Origin of the sequence: Klebsiella michiganensis (assembly GCF_015139575.1) — a bacterium.
Taxonomy (GTDB): domain Bacteria; phylum Pseudomonadota; class Gammaproteobacteria; order Enterobacterales; family Enterobacteriaceae; genus Klebsiella; species Klebsiella michiganensis.
Map to the genome: position 1 here is coordinate 3431395 of NZ_AP022547.1, position 15944 is coordinate 3447338.

Annotated in this window: 13 protein-coding genes and 1 other annotated feature; of the genes, 7 read left to right on the forward strand and 6 right to left on the reverse strand. The window is 58.3% G+C overall.

Features of this window, described 5'->3' with window-relative positions; translation table 11 throughout:
- Positions 1-29 precede the first annotated feature (29 nt).
- Together JLG71_RS16115 and cobO are read left to right on the forward strand one after the other, a co-directional pair.
- Positions 30-791, forward strand: a complete 762-nt coding sequence (locus tag JLG71_RS16115) for a YciK family oxidoreductase (protein ID WP_014229011.1) — start codon at positions 30-32, stop codon at positions 789-791.
- A complete protein-coding gene (cobO, locus tag JLG71_RS16120) occupies positions 788-1378 on the forward strand; it encodes a cob(I)yrinic acid a,c-diamide adenosyltransferase (RefSeq protein ID WP_004850148.1) in 591 nt (196 codons plus the stop codon). Before JLG71_RS16115 ends, cobO begins: the two co-directional genes overlap by 4 nt.
- Here the strand turns inward: cobO and JLG71_RS16125 are convergent.
- The 6 genes from JLG71_RS16125 to rnm form a co-directional block, all read right to left on the reverse strand.
- On the reverse strand, positions 1350-2324 hold the full coding sequence (locus JLG71_RS16125) for a helix-turn-helix transcriptional regulator (RefSeq protein WP_116280494.1): 975 nt from the start codon (positions 2322-2324) through the stop codon (positions 1350-1352). The two genes, cobO and JLG71_RS16125, sit on opposite strands and share 29 nt — an antisense overlap.
- Before the next feature lie 13 nt (positions 2325-2337).
- Entirely contained in the window at positions 2338-4698 is a 2361-nt protein-coding gene (locus JLG71_RS16130) for a beta-glucosidase family protein (RefSeq protein ID WP_116280495.1), read from the reverse strand.
- An 18-nt stretch (positions 4699-4716) separates the two neighbouring features.
- Positions 4717-6081: an MFS transporter gene (locus JLG71_RS16135; RefSeq protein WP_014229008.1), complete on the reverse strand. Its 1365-nt coding sequence runs from the start codon at positions 6079-6081 to the stop codon at positions 4717-4719.
- A gap of 165 nt (positions 6082-6246) precedes the next feature.
- Positions 6247-7134 (reverse strand): 23S rRNA pseudouridine(2605) synthase RluB, encoded by an 888-nt coding sequence (rluB, locus tag JLG71_RS16140; RefSeq protein ID WP_004121268.1) that lies wholly within the window; start codon positions 7132-7134, stop codon positions 6247-6249.
- Positions 7135-7544: 410 nt separating this feature from the next.
- A complete protein-coding gene (locus tag JLG71_RS16145; RefSeq protein ID WP_004850139.1) occupies positions 7545-8165 on the reverse strand; it encodes an L-threonylcarbamoyladenylate synthase in 621 nt (206 codons plus the stop codon).
- A 9-nt stretch (positions 8166-8174) separates the two neighbouring features.
- Positions 8175-9044 (reverse strand): RNase RNM, encoded by an 870-nt coding sequence (gene rnm / locus JLG71_RS16150; protein WP_032749459.1) that lies wholly within the window; start codon positions 9042-9044, stop codon positions 8175-8177.
- 227 nt (positions 9045-9271) lie between these two features.
- Positions 9272-9367 (forward strand) — a sequence feature (Trp leader region).
- 35 nt (positions 9368-9402) lie between these two features.
- Here rnm and JLG71_RS16155 point away from each other — a divergent pair.
- Genes JLG71_RS16155 through trpA form a run of 5 tightly spaced genes read left to right on the forward strand, consistent with a single transcriptional unit; the run spans position 9403 to position 15934 of the window.
- A complete protein-coding gene (locus tag JLG71_RS16155) occupies positions 9403-10965 on the forward strand; it encodes an anthranilate synthase component 1 (RefSeq protein WP_046878275.1) in 1563 nt (520 codons plus the stop codon).
- Positions 10965-12560, forward strand: a complete 1596-nt coding sequence (gene trpD / locus JLG71_RS16160; protein ID WP_004850135.1) for a bifunctional anthranilate synthase glutamate amidotransferase component TrpG/anthranilate phosphoribosyltransferase TrpD — start codon at positions 10965-10967, stop codon at positions 12558-12560. The genes JLG71_RS16155 and trpD overlap by 1 nt, the downstream gene beginning before the upstream one ends.
- A gap of 3 nt (positions 12561-12563) precedes the next feature.
- Entirely contained in the window at positions 12564-13922 is a 1359-nt protein-coding gene (gene trpCF, locus JLG71_RS16165) for a bifunctional indole-3-glycerol-phosphate synthase TrpC/phosphoribosylanthranilate isomerase TrpF (RefSeq protein WP_200913688.1), read from the forward strand.
- A 9-nt stretch (positions 13923-13931) separates the two neighbouring features.
- Positions 13932-15125, forward strand: a complete 1194-nt coding sequence (trpB, locus tag JLG71_RS16170; protein ID WP_004850131.1) for a tryptophan synthase subunit beta — start codon at positions 13932-13934, stop codon at positions 15123-15125.
- Positions 15125-15934 carry a tryptophan synthase subunit alpha gene (gene trpA / locus JLG71_RS16175; protein WP_064380548.1) on the forward strand — a complete coding sequence of 270 codons (810 nt, stop codon included), beginning with the start codon at positions 15125-15127 and terminating at the stop codon, positions 15932-15934. The genes trpB and trpA overlap by 1 nt, the downstream gene beginning before the upstream one ends.
- Positions 15935-15944: the final 10 nt, after the last annotated feature.

Below are 15944 nucleotides of genomic sequence, written 5' to 3' on the forward strand. Positions count from 1 at the left end.
ATCGTCAGCAGATCGCCCGAGGAGTCGCCGTGCACTATCAACCGCAACGTCACCTGTTACAGGACCGCATCATCCTGGTTACCGGCGCCAGCGACGGCATTGGCCGTGAAGCCGCCCTGACCTATTCCCGCTATAGCGCCAGCGTTATCCTGGTCGGCCGCAACGAAGAAAAGCTGCGCAGCGTCGCGCACGAAATTCAGCAGGCGGGCGGCATTCCCGCCCGCTGGTTTACTCTCGACCTGTTAACCTGCACGCCGCAGGAGTGCCAGCAGCTGGCGCAGAAAATAGCCATCCACTACCCGCGCCTCGACGGGGTGCTGCACAACGCGGGTCTGTTGGGCGACGTGTGCCCGATGGATCAACAAAAGCCGGAAGTATGGCAGCAGGTGATGCAGGTGAACGTGAACGGCACCTTTATGCTCACCCAGGCGCTGCTTCCTTTATTACTTAAATCCGAATCGGGTTCGCTGGTCTTTACCTCTTCCAGCGTCGGCCGCCAGGGACGCGCGAACTGGGGCGCGTACGCCGCGTCGAAATTCGCCACCGAGGGCATGATGCAGGTGCTGGCCGAGGAGTATCAGAACCGTCATCTGCGGGTCAACTGCATTAACCCAGGCGGCACCCGCACCAAAATGCGCGCCAATGCGTTCCCGACGGAAGATCCGCAAAAATTGAAAACCCCCGCTGATATCATGCCGGTTTACCTGTGGCTGATGGGCGACGACAGTCGTCGCAAAACGGGAATGACCTTTGACGCCCAGCCGGGCCGCAAACCAGGAATCGCACAATGAGTGATGAACGCCACCGCGAACGCCAGCAGCGGGTAAAAGATAAAGTTGACGCTCGCGTCGCCGCCGCGCAGGAAGAGCGCGGCATCGTGATCGTCTTTACCGGTAACGGTAAAGGCAAAACCACCGCCGCTTTTGGCACCGTCACCCGCGCCGTCGGGCACGGTAAAAAAGCCGCCGTCGTGCAGTTTATTAAAGGTACCTGGCCAAACGGCGAGCGCAACCTGCTTGAGCCGCACGGCGTTGAGTTTCAGGTGATGGCGACCGGTTTTACCTGGAATACGCAGGATCGCGAAAGCGATACAGCCGCCTGCCTCGCGGTCTGGGAGCACGGGCGCCGCATGCTGGCTGATGAAAGCCTCGACCTCGTTTTGCTGGACGAACTAACCTACATGGTGGCTTATGATTACCTGCCGCTGGAAGAGGTGCTTACCGCGCTGCGCAACCGCCCGGCGCACCAGACGGTGATTATTACCGGCCGCGGCTGCCACCGTGAGATTACCGAACTGGCCGATACGGTCAGCGAGCTGCGCCCGGTGAAGCACGCCTTTGACGCCGGAATCAAAGCGCAGATGGGGATCGACTACTAGCCGCCAGCCGCTCGAGCAGCGCATGATTCAGCGGCAGGCACAGGCAATCCTCCCCCAGCGCCAGTTCGCTTTCGCGTATATTTTGCCGCGAGACGAAGCGCTTGCGGTATTCGGTTGGCGTGACGCCGCAGTATTTATTAAAGGCGGCGATCAGATACTTGTGTTCCTGAAAACCGCAGCTGTGGCTAATCTCCGTGATCGGGGTGCGGGTATCGCGCAGCAGGGTGCGGGCTTTATTTAGCCGCACCAGCGTCAGATACTCTTTAAAATTATACCGGCTCACCTTTTTGAACAGCCGCGAGAACCAGGAGTAGCTCATCCCGCTATGGCAGGCGACCTCGCTCAGCGTCAGCGGCTGATCAAAGTGTTGATTGATAAAATCAATGCCTTTTTTGATCATCGCCTCGTCGCGCAGCGAGCTTTCGGCGCGCCGCGTCGGCTTTCCGGCGGAGACGACCGCATCCAGCAGCAGATAAATCGCCGCGATACGCTGAAACGGCGCGTGGTTATCGATCAGCTGTTCCAGTAGCCTCGCCAGCCGCTGGCGTACCTCGCTGTCCGCCGGAGAGTAAGGTCGTCCGCAGGTACTCCAGTCCAGCTGCGGCGAGGGATGAAGTTCATCAAACAGGCCGGGTGAAAACTGTACGGTGAGCAGTTGGCTGCCCGCCTCCTCGGCGCTCAGCGAATGGACCTCTTCGGCATTGATATACAGCATGTCTCCCTGTGCCAGCTCCAGGCTTTGCTGGCCGACGACGAGGGTAAATCGCCCCGCCAGCACGGTAATCAGCTCCGGAGCCGGATGCCAGTGAGGCTCGCAGTAGCGAACCTCCGCGGCAAACACGTTCAGCTTCTCCGCGTCAAAGGCAATCAGCTCGTAGCCGCTGTTCGCCGTTTGTCGTCCGCTCTGGGTGACCGAGCGAGGGTGAGTCACTGAAAAAGGAAACATGCGCACTCTCCTGTCATTGGCAATGATGAGCGCCGGCCAGCACGGCGTTAAGCTCGTCGCGTTCGATATCCAGCGCCAGGAATTCGGTCAGCGCAATCAGCAGCCCGCAGAACAGATCCGGCGCCAGGCGAATCAGTTTTTCACGCACCTGCTCCGCCGGCATCTGGCTCTTATCGGCAATCAGCTTCACTACGCGGGCAAAGGCCTCCGGCTGCTGGATCAGCTGTTGTAGAGAGTTATCATCGCGCAGCGGGACGTACCGCTGCGGACAATCTACCTCAATCTCCGCGATCAACGGCAGATCCCGTGATGAGGCGCCGACGCGAACCTGCCAGATGCCCGGCGTCACGACCCAATCACCCAGGCCCGGATGATAACAGGCCAGCTCGCCAATGGGCAGCTGCAGGCTCACGTGACGGGTCTCTCCGGCGGCCAGCGCCACTTTGCTGAACGCTTTTAATGACTGCACTTCGCGAATCAGCTCCCCCTTCGGCGCGCTAACGTACAGCTGGACGATCTCTTTGCCCGCATACTCTCCGCAGTTGGTCAGGTCGAACGACACGGTAAGCGTCTCGCCTGCGCCTGCACGGCGGGCTGACAGCGCGATATTATCGTACGCAAACCGGGTATAGCTTAAGCCAAAGCCAAACGGAAACTGCGGCGTCATACGACGTTTATCATAATAGCGATAGCCGACAAAAAGCCCTTCTCCGTAATGATGACGCAGGTTTTCGCCCGGATAGTGCAGCCAGGCCGGCGTTTCCTCCAGGGAATTAGGTACCGTTACCGTCAGTTTGCCGCAGGGGTTACGCTGGCCGAAGAGGATTTCCGCCACCGCGCGCCCCATCCCTTGCCCGGCAAAGAACGTTTCCAGCAGCGCTTTGCACTCGCCGAGCCACGGCATCACCACCGCATCGCTATTCGCCAGCACCACCACGATATTCGGCTGGACCGTCGCCACTTCGCGAATTAACCGTTCGTGCACCGGCAGAATATGCAGATCCTGACGATCGCCGTTTTCGCCATCTTCGCCTACGGCGGTGCTGACGAAGATCACCGCCACGTCGGCCTCCTGCGCGACGCGGCAGGCCTGCGCCAGCGCCTGTTCATCGCAGCGCAGATCGTCCGGCGCGCCCACGGCCCAGGAGACGCTGAAGTCGTCGCCGGCGAGGTCGAAAATTTCATCCAGCGGCCGATCGAGCAGATACGGCACCGTGGTCGCGCATCCGGACCCCTGGATCACCGGCTCCTGAGCCGGTTTACCCAGCACCGCGACGCGCGGCGTTTTCTCCGGACGCAGCGGCAGCAGATTATCTTCATTTTTCAGCAAGACAATGGATTCACCGGCAAGCCGCTGCGCCAGCGCGTGGTGCGCCGTAAAATCGGCTCGCGTTTGCGGGCGGCGATGGCGCTGGACCTTGTCGAGCAGTTCCAGCATGCGGAGACAGGCGCGGTCCACCACCGCCATCGGCACCTCTCCGGCTTCAATCGCCGCCAGCAGAGTTTGTTTATCGCGGCGGGTTTCGGGCATCGCCAGATCGTTACCCGCCATCAGCGATGCGGGGCGATCTTTAATACCGTACCAGTCGGACATCACCAGCCCTTCATATCCCCACTCATCGCGCAAAACCTGTGTGAGCAAAAACGGATCCTGGGAGGTTTGCACGCCGTTAAGACGATTGTAGGAAGACATCACCGTCCACGGCCGGGATTTCGCAATCGCGCGCTGGAAACCCGCCAGATAGATTTCCCGCAGCGCCCGTTCTTCAATAATCGAATCCATTTCCGTGCGGCGGTACTCCGAGTTGTTCGCCGCAAAGTGTTTCAGGCTGGCGCCAACCCCCTCCTGCTGCAGGCCGTTGATCAGCGCAGCGGCAATATCGCCGCTGACCACCGGGTCTTCGGCGTAATATTCATAGCCTCGCCCGGCCAGCGGCGTACGGCGAATGTTAATCCCCGGCCCGAGCAGGATCCCGACGCCCATTTGCTGACACTCCCGCCCCAGCGCTTCCCCCATCTGATGCACCAGCTCCACGTCCCAGCTGCAGGCCAGGCTGGAACCATTAGGAAAGCAGGTCGCCGGTAGCGAAGTGCTGAATAGCGCCTCACTCCCCCCTTTCGCGGCGGGCTCTTCCGCGCTGGCCTGGTCTGCGGTTTGGGTGATGACCGAGATAAAATCATCCATGCTCCACTTTTCCCGGCCATCAATCTGCGCGCTGCTGTAGCGCACGCCGTAGGTGCCGTCGGTCATAATGATATCTTCGATACCGTGCTGCGGCAGCGAGGCCGTCCGCCACAGGCCGCTGCCGGTCAGCAGCGCCACTTTTTCTTCCGCGCTCATCGCGGCGAGGGTGGTGTTAAAATCGTTATTCATCTCTCTGGCTCCCTGAGGTTAAAGCGCGTTCTGTTTGCGCAGGCTGATTTTTTGCACAATATCGCGATAGGTTTTTTCATCCAGCGAATAGCAGGCGACAAACAGTGCGCTGAGCGCAAACATCGCGCCGGGAAATAGCGTCATCAGTACGTTAATGCCGTTAATCGCGCTGGCGGTAATGTTGCCCGCGTCATAGTGGTAATAGTCCAGCATCCAGCCCGCGCAGCCGCCGCCGATGGCCATCGCTATTTTGGTGATGAAATTAAAGAAACCGTAAATTGCGCCTTCGGTGCGCACCCCATGGTGCCACTCGGCATATTCCACGGTATCGGCAATCATTGACCACATTGAAACAAAGCCCATCCCCAGCGTAATACTGTACAGACACACGCCGGTCATGATCAGCCAGATATTGTCGCCAGCGATAAAATATTGCATCAGTACGCCCGCAATGCCGATCAACAGCGCCACCAGCGTCATTTTCTTTTTACCTATCAACGCAATGATTTTTTCCGAAATAACGGTACCGACAATATAAGCCGCCGACTGAATCATAAAGAAGGTGGAGGTAAAGCCTTCGCTACCAATTATATATTTGATAAAGTAAATAGCGATCGCCATCCACACGGTATAGGCAATATAAAAAAAGACGGTGAACATGGAAAGGTTAATTAGCGGCGCGTTGCCTGCCACCGCCTTCAACATTTCCCTCAGCGTTGGCGCCGGAGTCTCTTCCTCTTCTTCACCAACGCGCTCTTTGGTCATCCCGAAGCAGGCAAGGAACAAAAACGTCGCCAGCAGCGCAAAGCAAGAGACGGCGAAGACGTACCCCAGCTGTTTATCGCTAAACGGGGAAATCAGCCTGTCCGCGGTAGTGGACACAATCAGATAGCCAACAATCGCCAGGACAAACCGGTATACCGACAGCGATGAGCGGGAGGCTTCATGCTGGGTTAAACGGTTGGTCAACGCCGAATAAGGCGTATTTACCGCCGTATAGGCCAGGCAATAAATAGTATAGGAAATCAGTGCGAAGTAGAATTTCGCCTCACCGCCGAAAGGCACAAAGCAGAGCACCGTTAAGAAGCCGAGCGGAATTGAACCATACAACAACCAGGGTCGAAGCTTACCGTAGCGGCTGTGGGTTTTATCGATGGCAAAACCAATCAGAATATTAAATGCCGCATCAACCACGCGGGCAATAACAAAGATCAGGCTCGCCTGTACGGCGCTAATGCCGTAAATATTGGTATAGAAAAAAAGTAAAAACAGAGAAACGAAGCCGAAGGATAAATTAGAGGCGAAATCGCCAAAACCATACCCTATTTTTTCTTTAACGCCGATAACCACATAGCTTGCCGAAAGTTTTCCTGCTGTTTCCATTTTAGGCTACCTGTTAATGTAATCAGTGGCCTCAGTATATGGCGTCGCCTGGCGCACCGCTTTGCGTTATTTGTCCGGGCATTTCCTGTTTTTTGTCTTTATGCAGAAGTGTGAAAGGAGTCACAGGAGGGAGAATTCCGGCGGTGACCGCCGGAACTGGAATAATTAACCGTTACCGTTATTACGGCTGCTGGAACGACGGTTGTTATTATTATTGCTCACCTGGCTGTGGCGCTTAACCGCGCGGCGAATCTGATTCGCCTTCATGCGACGACGATCCTTTTCGACGGCGACCTTAGAGGTGGTTTCCGGCGTAAGCTCAACCAGTTCGCGCAGGTAGTTGGTTTGCGCCAGGTCCAGCTCGGTGTAGCCGCCGCGCGGCAGGCCTTTCGGCAGCAGAATATCGCCGTAGCGCACGCGGATCAGGCGGCTGACCTGTACGCCAACGGCTTCCCACAGGCGGCGAACTTCGCGGTTACGGCCTTCGGTCAGCGTGACGTTGTACCACTGGTTAATCCCTTCGCCACCGGTAAACTTGATGGTTTTGAACGCCGCCGGGCCGTCTTCCAGCTGGACGCCGCGCGAGAGCTGGCGCAGCTTGTCATCATCTATCTGGCCAAATACGCGCACCGCGTATTCACGTTCCACTTCGCGGCTCGGGTGCATCAGGCGGTTCGCCAGTTCACCGTCGGTGGTAAACAGCAGCAGGCCGCAGGTGTTGACGTCAAGACGACCGACGGCAATCCAGCGCGCGCCGCGCAGCTTTGGCAGACGATCGAACACCGTCGGTCGCCCTTCCGGGTCGTTACGGGTACAGAGTTCGCCTTCCGGCTTGTAGTAAGCCAGCACGCGACAAATCTGTTCCGCAGACTCTTTCACCGAAATCAGATGACCGTCGATGCGAATTTTTAAACCCGGGACAATTTCAACGCGATCGCCAAGGGTGGCGATTTTGCCATCGACGCTGACGCGGCCAGCTTCGATTTTGGCTTCGATTTCACGGCGGGAGCCGTGGCCAGCGCGGGCCAGCACTTTTTGTAATTTCTCGCTCATTGAGCTTCCTTAAGGTGTCGCCTTCCCAGGCGTCTGGTATACTTCGAAAAACAGGGCGCGAGGCAAAATGAAACCTAACACCCTGTTCTGTAAAAATTTTTTGCATCAGCGCGTGCCGTTATCTATGTTGCTACAGCAGACATAACAGAGACACGCCTTCTCGCGTGGGCGAACATGGTACACGAACTTTAAGATGAATGCTTCTTTGCGTTACGAGCATAGCACAACTTACCGCGCACCTCCGTCCGGGCGCATGGCGCGCTGATGGAAGCCAGGTAGCACAATAGGGTCTTTTGCAGAGGATGAACCATCAAAAGGCGCGCGGCACTGCGCCGCGTTAAACGGCGGCAAATAAAAGCGGCGAGCGGGTATTCATTACATGACGATTCCTTCCATGGAAACAGACGTCATTACAGGAACGGCGTTACGTCCCCCACGCCTTCACGCACCACAACCGGCGCATCTTCAGTGAGGTCGATAACCGTGGTCGGCTGCTGGCCCAGATAGCCGCCGTGAATAATCAGGTCAACCTGCTTCTCCAGACGATCTTTGATCTCTTCCGGGTCGGATTCGGTAAAGTCGCTTCCCGGCAGCATCAACGAAGTGGAGAGCATCGGCTCGCCCAACGTTTCCAGCAGCATTTGCGCAATCGGGTTGGACGGCACGCGCATACCGATGGTCTTACGCTTATCCTGCAGCAGACGGCGCGGAACTTCTTTGGTGCCCTTGAGGATAAACGTGTAGTTACCCGGGGTATTGTTTTTAATCAGACGAAAGGCCACGTTATCAACGAATGAATAGGTCGACAGTTCGGACAAATCGCGGCACATCAGGGTGAAGTTGTGGCCGTTTGGCAGATTACGGATCCGGCAAATCCGCTCCATCGCGCCTTTATCTTCAATTTTGCAGCCTAACGCGTAGCCGGAGTCGGTCGGATAGACGATGACCCCGCCTTTACGCACAATGTCCACCGCCTGGTTAATTAACCGCGCCTGTGGATTTTCCGGATGGATATAAAAAAACTGGCTCATACTTCCCTCTCAATTTTGTTCTACGGCCACTTCCCAACTGCGCCAGATCCCTTCCACGCCCGCGGGTAGCCAAAGTTTGCGGCCCAGTTCGATCCACGGGCAGGGCTGATGAAAATCAGACCCCTGCGAGGCATCCAGGCCATACTGCACGGCGTAAGCGGCAAGCTGTGCGCGCTCGTGAGGCGCCTGCTGACACTGCGCCACCTCCATCGCATCGCCCCCCTGCTCGCTAAAATGGGCCAACAGCCGTTTTAACCACTTGGCGGAGAGATCGTAGCGCCCGGGATGGGCAATGACCGCTTTACCGCCAGAATGATGAATGACATCAATCGCTTGTTTTATTGTACACCACTGAGGCGGAACGTAACCGGTTTTCCCGCGCGCCAGATACTTCTTAAATACGTCAGCCATATTGTTGGCATAGCCGGCCTCCACCAGAAAACGGGCAAAATGGCCGCGCGTCACCGCACCGCCGTCCGCCAGCTTCAGCGCCCCTTCCCAGGCGCCCGGGATCCGCGCTTTTTCCAGCCGCTCGGCGATCTGCTGACCCCGCATCTGGCGACGCGCTTTCTGTTCATCGAGCAGCGCGGTCATCGCCGGATGGTCGATATCGATATTCAGCCCGACAATATGAATTTCATGATTTTCCCACAGCGTGGAAATTTCCACCCCGGTAATCAGCGCCAACGGTAAACCGGCACGTTCAATTTCACGCTGAGCCGCGGGAATTGCCGCCACGGTATCGTGGTCGGTAATCGCCAGGGTGCCGACGCGCATCTGGTGGGCGCGATGGACAAGTTCTTCTGGAGTCAGACGCCCGTCAGAGGCGATGGTATGGCTGTGCAGGTCGTAAATCACTGCGTAATTGGTGTTGCTCAAGATGACTCCTGCTGGACATGAACCTGTACCCGTCATACTTTAAGTCACAGGCAGATTGACTGTGGTTCTGCAGCTTAAGTGATTAAGGATAGTAATAAGCGCATCATCATACCGACTGATAGAGAAAATCTGCAAACAGGGGTTGACTTTAATCCCTCGGACCAGTTAACTAGTACGCAAGTTCACATGAAGGGGTATCAACAATGAAAACGCAATTCATCACTCTGCACGGCTGGTGGCGCACCTCCTGTTATCGGGCGGCGTGATCGCGTTTTGCACTCAGCATACAGATACCCGGCCCGCCAATGAGCGGGCTTTTTATTGGACAAATTATTATAGCGAACAGGCGACAACAATAATGCAAACATCAAAACCGGCACTCGAGCTTCTCACCAGCGACGCCATCTATCGGGAAAACCCCACGGCGCTGTTCCACCAGCTATGCGGCGCGCGTCCAGCCACCCTGCTGCTGGAATCCGCGGATATCGACAGTAAGGATGATTTAAAGAGCCTGCTGCTGGTGGATAGCGCGCTGCGCATCACCGCGCTAGGTGACACTGTCACTATTCACGCATTTTCCGCCAACGGTACTGCGTTACTCGAACTGCTGGATAGCGCGCTGCCATCCGGCATCGATAACCAGCGTCAGCCAAATAGCCGGGTATTAACCTTCCCGCCGGTGAGCGCGCTGTTGGATGAAGATGCCCGCCTGTGTTCACTCTCGGTATTCGACGCTTTTCGCCTGCTGCAGGATCTGATAACCGTCCCGCAGCAGGAGCGCGAAGCGATGTTCTTCGGCGGCCTGTTCGCCTATGACCTGGTCGCTGGCTTTGAAGACCTGCCGCCGCTGGAGAGCGACACCGCCTGCCCGGATTACTGCTTCTATCTGGCGGAAACGCTGCTGGTTATCGACCATCAGACCAAAAATACCCGTATCCAGGCGAGCCTGTTCACGCCGCTGGAAAGCGAAAAACAGCGTCTGCTACAGCGGCTCGCTCAGCTTCGTCAGCAGCTAAACGAGCCGCCGGCGCCGCTGCCGGTGACCACGGTTGCCGAAATGAGCTGCGACTGCGATCAGAGCGACGAAGAGTACGGCGCCGTCGTGCGTAAAATGCAGCGCGCCATCCGCGCCGGCGAGATTTTTCAGGTCGTGCCGTCACGCCGCTTCTCGCTGCCCTGCCCGTCGCCGCTGGCCGCTTATGATGTACTGAAGAAGAGCAACCCGAGCCCGTACATGTTCTTTATGCAGGACAACGATTTCACCCTCTTCGGCGCGTCGCCGGAGAGTTCTCTCAAGTACGATGCCACCAATCGCCAGATTGAAATCTATCCCATTGCCGGTACCCGTCCGCGCGGCCGCCGCGCGGATGGTTCGCTGGATCGCGATCTCGACAGCCGCATTGAGCTGGAGATGCGCACCGACCATAAAGAGCTCTCCGAGCATCTGATGCTGGTCGACCTTGCGCGTAACGACCTCGCGCGCATCTGTACGCCGGGTAGCCGCTACGTCGCCGACCTGACCAAAGTCGACCGCTACTCCTTTGTGATGCACCTCGTCTCCCGCGTGGTTGGCGAGCTGCGCCGCGACCTTGACGTGCTGCATGCCTACCGCGCCTGTATGAATATGGGCACCCTCAGCGGGGCGCCGAAAGTGCGCGCCATGCAGCTTATCGCCGCCGCTGAAGGCAAACGCCGCGGCAGCTACGGCGGCGCGGTGGGCTACTTTACCGCCCACGGCGACCTCGATACCTGCATCGTGATCCGTTCCGCCTACGTGCAGGATGGCGTCGCCACGGTGCAGGCCGGCGCCGGTATCGTGCTCGACTCCGTTCCCCAGTCAGAAGCGGATGAAACCCGTAATAAAGCTCGCGCGGTGCTGCGCGCTATCGCCCAGGCCCACCACGCGAAGGAGATTTTCTAATGGCCGACATCCTGCTGCTCGATAATATCGACTCTTTTACCTATAACCTGGCAGACCAGCTGCGTTCGAACGGCCATAACGTGGTGATTTACCGCAACTCCGTCCCGGCGCAGGCGCTGATTGAGCGCATCGGCACCATGAAAAACCCGGTACTGATGCTTTCTCCGGGGCCGGGGACGCCGAGCGAAGCGGGCTGCATGCCGGAGCTGCTGACCCGCATGCGCGGCAAGCTGCCGATTATCGGTATCTGCCTCGGCCATCAGGCGATTGTCGAAGCCTACGGTGGCTACGTTGGTCAGGCCGGTGAAATTCTTCACGGGAAGGCGTCAAGCATTGAGCACGATGGCCAGGCGATGTTTGCCGGACTGAGCAATCCGCTGCCTGTCGCCCGCTATCACTCGCTGGTGGGCAGCAATATCCCGGCCGGACTCACCATCAACGCCCACTTCAACGGTATGGTGATGGCGGTGCGTCACGACGCGGATCGCGTTTGCGGCTTCCAGTTCCACCCTGAGTCAATTCTGACCACCCAGGGGGCACGCCTGCTGGAGCAAACCCTGGCCTGGGCGCTGCAGAAGCTGGAGCAGACCAACACCCTCCAGCCGATTCTGGAAAAACTGTACCAGGCCGAAACCCTGAGCCAGCAGGAGAGCCATCAGCTGTTCTCTGCGGTGGTGCGCGGTGAAGTCAAACCCGAGCAGCTGGCCGCCGCGCTGGTGAGTATGAAAGTACGCGGTGAGCATCCGCAGGAAATCGCCGGCGCCGCCACCGCGCTGCTGGAAAACGCCGCGCCGTTCCCGCGTCCGGATTATCCGTTTGCCGACATCGTCGGTACCGGCGGCGACGGCAGCAACAGTATCAATATTTCGACCGCCAGCGCGTTTGTGGCCGCCGCCTGCGGCCTGAAGGTCGCGAAGCACGGTAACCGCAGCGTGTCGAGTAAATCCGGCTCTTCCGACCTGCTGGCGGCGTTCGGTATCAACCTGGATATGAATGCCGATAAATCTCGCCAGGCGCTGGATGAACTGGGCGTTTGCTTCCTGTTCGCACCGAAGTACCACACTGGTTTCCGCCACGCGATGCCGGTCCGTCAGCAGCTTAAAACCCGCACCCTGTTTAACGTGCTTGGGCCGCTGATCAACCCGGCTCATCCGCCGCTGGCGCTGATTGGCGTCTATAGCCCGGAACTGGTGCTGCCGATTGCGGAAACCCTGCGCGTGCTGGGCTACCAGCGCGCCGCGGTGGTGCATAGCGGCGGTATGGATGAAGTGTCGCTGCACGCGCCGACGGTGGTCGCCGAACTGAACCATGGCGAAATCAAGAGCTACCAGCTCACCGCCGCCGACTTTGGCCTGACGCCTTACCATCAGGAGCAGCTGGCTGGCGGCACGCCGGAAGAAAACCGTGACATTCTTACGCGCTTGCTACAAGGTAAAGGTGAAGCCGCTCACGAAGCCGCCGTTGCCGCCAACGTCGCCATGTTGATGCGTTTACATGGACACGAAGACCTGAAGGCCAACGCGCAGCAAGTCATCGATGTGCTGCATAGCGGAGCGGCCTATGACAGAGTGACCGCATTAGCGGCAAGAGGGTAAAAAATGCAGACCGTTTTAGCAAAAATCGTGGCCGACAAAGCGATTTGGGTAGAAGCCCGCAAACAACAACAACCGTTAGCCAGTTTTCAAAATGAAGTGGTACCGACGCAGCGCAATTTTTACGATGCCCTCGCCGGAACCCGCACCGCGTTTATTCTCGAGTGCAAAAAGGCCTCGCCATCAAAAGGCCTGATTCGCGAAGATTTTGATCCGGCGGCCATCGCCGGCGTCTACAAGCACTACGCCTCGGCTATCTCGGTGCTGTGCGATGAGAAATATTTCCAGGGCAGCTTCGATTTCCTGCCGATGGTCAGTAAGGTCGCGCCGCAGCCGATTCTCTGTAAGGACTTCACCATCGATCCTTATCAGATTTACCTGGCGCGCTACTACCAGGCCGACGCCTGTCTGCTGATGCTTTCAGTGCTGGATGATGAGCAGTATCGCCAGCTCTCCGCCGTCGCGCACAGCCTGAACATGGGCGTGCTGACCGAAGTGAGTAATGAAGAGGAGCTGGAGCGCGCGATTGCGCTGAAGGCGAAAGTGGTCGGCATCAACAACCGCGATCTGCGCGATATGTCGATTGATCTCAACCGTACCCGTACCCTGGCGCCTAAGCTCGGTCACGATGTCACGGTGATCAGCGAGTCCGGCATCCATACCTACGCGGAAGTGCGCGAACTGAGCCACTTCGCCAACGGTTTCCTGATTGGCTCAGCGCTGATGGAGCACGCCGATCTCAACGCCGCCGTGAAGCGCGTGCTGCTCGGCGAGAATAAGGTCTGCGGCCTGACCCGCCCCCAGGATGCCCAGGTGGCGTATGAATCCGGCGCGGTCTACGGCGGCCTGATTTTTGTCCCGACGTCGCCGCGCGCGGTGAACGAGGCGCAGGCGCAAGCGGTGATCGCCAGCGCGCCTCTGAGCTATGTCGGCGTATTCCGCAATACCCCGGTGGCGGAAGTGATTGCCCGGGCGGAAAACCTCGACTTAGCCGCCGTACAGCTGCACGGCAGCGAAGACCAGACCTATATTGATACCCTGCGCGCCGAACTTCCACCGAAGGTGCAAATCTGGAAAGCCCTCAGCGTAGGTGAAACGCTACCGCCGCGCGATCTGCGCCATGTCGATAAATACGTTCTCGACAACGGTCAGGGTGGCACCGGCCAGCGTTTCGACTGGTCCCTGCTGCAGGGCCAGGACCTGCATAACGTCATGCTGGCAGGCGGCCTCGGCGCCGATAACTGCGTAGAAGCCGCCAAAAGCGGCTGTGCCGGACTCGATTTTAATTCAGGCGTAGAGTCGCAGCCGGGTATTAAAGATGCCGACATGCTGTCCTCTGTGTTTCAAACGCTGCGCGCATATTAAGGAGCAACAATGAGTACTTTACTGAACCCCTACTTTGGCGAATTCGGCGGAATGTACGTTCCGCAGATCCTGATGCCCGCCCTGCGCCAGCTGGAAGACGCGTTCGTCAGCGCGCAAAAAGATCCGGCATTCCAGGCCGAATTTACCGACCTGCTGAAAAACTACGCCGGTCGTCCGACGGCGCTGACCAAATGCCGCAACCTCACTGAAGGCACCCGCACGACGCTGTATCTGAAACGTGAAGACCTGCTGCACGGCGGCGCGCATAAAACTAACCAGGTGCTCGGCCAGGCTCTGCTGGCGAAACGGATGGGCAAAACGGAAATTATCGCCGAAACCGGCGCCGGTCAGCATGGCGTGGCCTCTGCCCTCGCCAGCGCCCTGCTCGGCCTGAAGTGCCGCATCTACATGGGCGCGAAGGATATCGAACGCCAGTCGCCGAACGTTTTCCGCATGCGCCTGATGGGAGCGGAAGTGATCCCGGTTCATAGCGGCTCTTCTACGCTGAAAGATGCCTGCAACGAGGCCCTGCGCGACTGGTCCGGCAGCTACGAAAAAGCCCACTATATGCTCGGCACCGCCGCGGGTCCGCACCCGTTCCCGACCATCGTGCGTGAATTCCAGCGCATGATTGGCGAAGAGACCAAAGCGCAGATCCTCGAGAAAGAAGGTCGCCTGCCGGATGCGGTTATCGCCTGCGTCGGCGGCGGATCGAACGCCATCGGCATGTTCGCCGATTTTATCGACGAAACCGCTGTTGGCCTGATTGGCGTGGAGCCGGCAGGTCACGGTATTGAGTCCGGCGAGCACGGCGCGCCGCTTAAGCACGGTCGTGTGGGCATCTACTTCGGTATGAAATCGCCGATGATGCAAACCGAAGAAGGCCAGATAGAGGAGTCCTACTCCATCTCCGCAGGGCTGGATTTCCCGTCAGTGGGCCCGCAGCATGCTTATTTAAACAGCATTGGCCGCGCCGATTACGTGTCGATTACCGATGACGAAGCGCTGGAGGCCTTTAAAGAGCTATCACGCCATGAAGGGATTATCCCGGCGCTGGAATCCTCCCACGCCCTGGCGCACGCGCTGAAAATGATGCGTGAAAACCCGGAAAAAGAGCAGCTGCTGGTGGTTAACCTCTCCGGCCGCGGCGATAAAGACATCTTCACCGTACATGATATTTTAAAAGCGCGAGGGGAAATCTGATGGAACGTTATGAGACGCTGTTTGCACAACTGAAAGATCGCCGGGAAGGCGCGTTTGTTCCCTTCGTCACCCTCGGCGATCCGAATCCGGAACAGTCGCTGAAAATTATCGATACGCTGATTGAAGCCGGTGCCGACGCGCTGGAGCTGGGTATTCCTTTCTCCGACCCGCTGGCGGATGGCCCGACCATTCAGGACGCCACCCTGCGCGCTTTTGCCGCCGGGGTGACCCCCGCGCAGTGCTTCGAAATGCTGACGGCGATTCGCCAGAAACACCCTACCATTCCTATCGGCCTGCTGATGTACGCCAACCTGGTGTTCAGCCCCGGCATCGATGAATTCTACGCCGCGTGCGAACGCGCGGGCGTCGATTCCGTGCTGGTTGCCGATGTCCCCGTGGAAGAGTCCGCGCCGTTCCGCCAGGCCGCGCTGCGCCACAATATCGCGCCGATTTTCATCTGCCCGCCCAATGCCGATGACGATCTGCTGCGCCAGATAGCCTCTTACGGTCGCGGTTATACCTACCTGCTGTCGCGGGCGGGCGTGACCGGCGCGGAAAACCGCGCCGCGCTGCCGCTGCATCATCTGATTGAAAAGCTGGCCGAGTACCACGCCGCACCGCCGCTGCAGGGCTTTGGCATCTCGGCGCCGGAGCAGGTTACCTCCGCGATTGAGGCCGGCGCGGCCGGCGCGATTTCCGGCTCCGCCATCGTCAAAATCATCGAGCGGAACGTGAACGACCCGCAGGCCATGCTGGCGGAACTCAAGGCTTTCGCCCGAAGCCTGAAAGCCGCCACTAAAGCGGCTTAACGTGCCTGCC

Coding starts and splice junctions, on each gene's coding strand:
- cobO (WP_004850148.1), top strand. CDS start 788: ATGAGTGATGAACGCCACCGCGAACGCCAGCAGCGGGTAAAAGATAAA.
- JLG71_RS16125 (WP_116280494.1), bottom strand. CDS start 2,324: ATGTTTCCTTTTTCAGTGACTCACCCTCGCTCGGTCACCCAGAGCGGA.
- JLG71_RS16130 (WP_116280495.1), bottom strand. CDS start 4,698: ATGAATAACGATTTTAACACCACCCTCGCCGCGATGAGCGCGGAAGAA.
- JLG71_RS16135 (WP_014229008.1), bottom strand. CDS start 6,081: ATGGAAACAGCAGGAAAACTTTCGGCAAGCTATGTGGTTATCGGCGTT.
- rluB (WP_004121268.1), bottom strand. CDS start 7,134: ATGAGCGAGAAATTACAAAAAGTGCTGGCCCGCGCTGGCCACGGCTCC.
- JLG71_RS16145 (WP_004850139.1), bottom strand. CDS start 8,165: ATGAGCCAGTTTTTTTATATCCATCCGGAAAATCCACAGGCGCGGTTA.
- JLG71_RS16155 (WP_046878275.1), top strand. CDS start 9,403: ATGCAAACATCAAAACCGGCACTCGAGCTTCTCACCAGCGACGCCATC.
- trpD (WP_004850135.1), top strand. CDS start 10,965: ATGGCCGACATCCTGCTGCTCGATAATATCGACTCTTTTACCTATAAC.
- trpCF (WP_200913688.1), top strand. CDS start 12,564: ATGCAGACCGTTTTAGCAAAAATCGTGGCCGACAAAGCGATTTGGGTA.
- trpB (WP_004850131.1), top strand. CDS start 13,932: ATGAGTACTTTACTGAACCCCTACTTTGGCGAATTCGGCGGAATGTAC.
- trpA (WP_064380548.1), top strand. CDS start 15,125: ATGGAACGTTATGAGACGCTGTTTGCACAACTGAAAGATCGCCGGGAA.